The sequence below is a fragment of the Caballeronia sp. genome, from assembly GCF_049581465.1.
In the GTDB taxonomy this organism is placed as follows: Bacteria; Pseudomonadota; Gammaproteobacteria; order Burkholderiales; family Burkholderiaceae; genus Caballeronia.
Map to the genome: position 1 here is coordinate 1 of NZ_JBAUSA010001420.1, position 2,826 is coordinate 2,826.

Here is a 2,826-nt window from a genome sequence, read left to right on the forward strand (position 1 = left end):
GACGCGCATTCAACATCTGATTCAACCGCTCAATCGACGCAAAGACAGGCCGCCCCATGACGACTCGCACAGTCGCAATCGATGCAACGCCATCGACATTCGTCTTCGATCCGCTAAGGACGGCGCTTGTCATCATTGACATGCAGCGTGACTTCATCGAGCCGGGCGGGTTCGGCGAGTCGCTTGGCAATGATGTTTCATTGCTCGGCGCAATCGTGCCGGCGGTGGTCGAATTGCTTGCTCTTGCTCGCCTGCAAAACTGGTTTGTCATCCACACGCGCGAATCGCATCTGCCCGATCTCTCGGATTGCCCGCCCGCCAAACGAATGCGCGGCGCACCTGATGCGCGCATCGGCGATGTCGGACCCATGGGGCGCATTCTCGTGCGCGGCGAACCCGGCAACGCGATTGTCGATGCGCTTGCGCCCGTGGCTGGCGAGCTTGTCATCGACAAACCCGGCAAGGGCGCGTTCCATGCCACCCCGCTGTCGGCCGAGCTAGCCGCGCGTGGCATCACGCATCTCTTCTTTGCCGGCGTGACGACTGAAGTTTGCGTTCAGACATCGATGCGTGAAGCCAACGACCGGGGCTATGATTGCTTGTTAGTGGAGGATGCCACCGCCAGCTATTTTCCGGCATTTAAGCTTGCGACAATCGACATGATCCGATCGCAGGGCGGCATTGTCGGATGGACCGCGCCTTTAAGCGCCTTGGCCAAGGTTAAGGATGCTTAAAGCGCTTAGGACATAAACAGTTCCCAAGGACCTTGATCATGGACGTGAACAGGCCGGAGGTGATGGCCCAGGTGTGCGCGGCATTTGTTGACTATGAGCGGGCTTTGGTGGCGAACGACATAGACGTGATGAACGACTTGTTTTGGCATGCGCCGCAAACCGTGCGCTATGGGATTGCGGAAATCCAGCATGGCGGTGACGCGGTGCGCGCGTGGCGCGCGCTCTGTGAACCGGTTGCGCCGTCACGCCGGTTGCATCGTACCGTGGTCACTACGTTCGGCACTGACTACGCGACGGTCAGCACCGAATTCACCAACGACACCACGCCGTTGCTAGGGCGGCAGATGCAGACATGGGCGAGGATTGGCACGTCGTCCGATGGGCGTCACGGCTGGAAAATCGTGGCCGCGCACGTCAGCATGATGCCCCCGCCGTAAGGGTCGATAATAAGAGGAAAGGAGGCTGAGCACGATGGTTTCAAACGCTGCTGTGGTGCCTGGCATGCTTGGCGTTGCCGATATGCCAAACAGGCCGAGTGCTGCCAACCCACTGGCGGAACAGGTTTATCAGAAGCTCAAGACCGATATCTTCCACTTCCGGCTGTTCCCGGGTGACCGCTTTTCGGAGAACGCGATTGCGCAGCACTACGGCGTGTCGCGAACGCCGATGCGCGATGGTTTGTTCAGGCTGCAGCGCGAAGGTTATTTGGAAGTGGGATTTCGGCGCGGCTGGAAAGTCGCCCACATCAACTTCGATCAGCTTGACCAGCTATACGACTTGCGCATTGTGCTGGAGGTTGCGTCGATCGAGCGAATTGCCAGCATTGGGGCGACCCATGCGGCGGTGGATGCATTGAAGGCCATCTGGTGCGTCGCGCCGGACGAACGCGAAAGCGATCCGGTGATCATGTTTGAAATGGACGAGGACTTTCATCGACGTCTCGTCGCGGCGACCGGTAACGCTGAAATGCTGCGTGTGCATAACGAAGTAACCGAGCGAATCCGCATTGTGCGCCGACTCGATTTCCTTAAGCCGCACCGAACCAGCGCGACTTATGACGAGCATTCGACCATGCTGACTCTTATCGAGCGTGGCAAGGTGACGGAGGCAACCATTCTCTTGCGCGCGCACGTCACGCAGAGCAAGCTCGAGGTCCGCAAGATTACGCTTTCCATGTTAGCCGCCGCGCGCGACATCAAGCTGCCGTTCGTTTCCTGAGGTGCTCCGGGGCGCGGATATTGCGGACCTATGACGGCTTGTTTCGTTATGGTTAAGATATGCAACGCGTGCCTGCTGGCTTGCCATTGCATCAGGGCGAGGTCACGGGTACGTAACGACACATGCTTTTCCCGCACGACAAATGTGGCGGGTGCCAACGGCGCCACCGTTCCGAAGAAAACCGTTTTTCGTGGAGAATCTCGTCATGTTTAAAACGCGGATGGCTGCGATCGCTCTTGTCGTCTCTATTTCGCTTACCGCACTGACTGCACCGGTCGCAATGGCACAAGCCTCCGACACGGCACAAGCCTCCGACACGGCGGCGTCCACGCCGAAGCAGGTGGAAAAGGCGCAACGCAAGGCTGAGCGCAAGGCTGCACGTGCCAAGAAGAACGCTGAATTGAAAGAGCTTGAAAAGAACGGTTACCAGCCGGGTGGCGACCAACTCAACTATCCGCAGAATATCCAGAATGCGGAAAAGAAGTCGGCGGCAGATAAGGCGAAGGCCGCGTCTGGGCAGTAGGCGCACCGATTGTGGGGGGGAGCGGGTTAAAGCGGTTCTGCTAGGGGTGAGCGTGGGGTGAGGAAACGGATAGGCACGGATTTACGGCCGTCGAGGCGAAGCGTGTGCGTGGCGTTTGGGCTTGAGGAGGGTGTTCGGCTGCGGGTTAAATGTTTGGGGCTGCGCTACGTTCGTGCCAAAAACCGGAAATGAGCGACGACGACACTTAAAAATTGGCGGTTTAAAACGCGTTTCTTTGCTTCGTTTCTTTGCGCGTTTGCAAAGAAATGAAGTCCCGCCCCGGACAGGGGCTAACAGTAATAAGCAAGAAAATCCGACTTAAGCAGACCGACCACGCTAGCAGAAGGACTC

The 2,826-nt window shown here is 58.1% G+C and carries 4 protein-coding genes; all 4 read left to right on the top strand.

The genetic code is table 11. The features are described 5' to 3' along the window. The first annotated feature begins 56 nt into the window (after positions 1–56). The 4 genes from WCA53_RS34370 to WCA53_RS34385 all read left to right on the top strand — a co-directional run bounded on the left by WCA53_RS34370 (position 57) and on the right by WCA53_RS34385 (position 2,475). Positions 57–734 carry a cysteine hydrolase family protein gene (locus WCA53_RS34370; RefSeq protein ID WP_423922778.1) on the top strand — a complete coding sequence of 226 codons (678 nt, stop codon included), beginning with the start codon at positions 57–59 and terminating at the stop codon, positions 732–734. Between the two features lie 38 nt (positions 735–772). After that, positions 773–1,171 (top strand): oxalurate catabolism protein HpxZ, encoded by a 399-nt coding sequence (hpxZ, locus tag WCA53_RS34375; protein WP_423922782.1) that lies wholly within the window; start codon positions 773–775, stop codon positions 1,169–1,171. Positions 1,172–1,235: 64 nt separating this feature from the next. Next, positions 1,236–1,952, top strand: a complete 717-nt coding sequence (locus WCA53_RS34380) for a GntR family transcriptional regulator (RefSeq protein ID WP_423922788.1) — start codon at positions 1,236–1,238, stop codon at positions 1,950–1,952. A gap of 205 nt (positions 1,953–2,157) precedes the next feature. Next, positions 2,158–2,475 (top strand): hypothetical protein, encoded by a 318-nt coding sequence (locus WCA53_RS34385; RefSeq protein WP_423922785.1) that lies wholly within the window; start codon positions 2,158–2,160, stop codon positions 2,473–2,475. Positions 2,476–2,826: the final 351 nt, after the last annotated feature.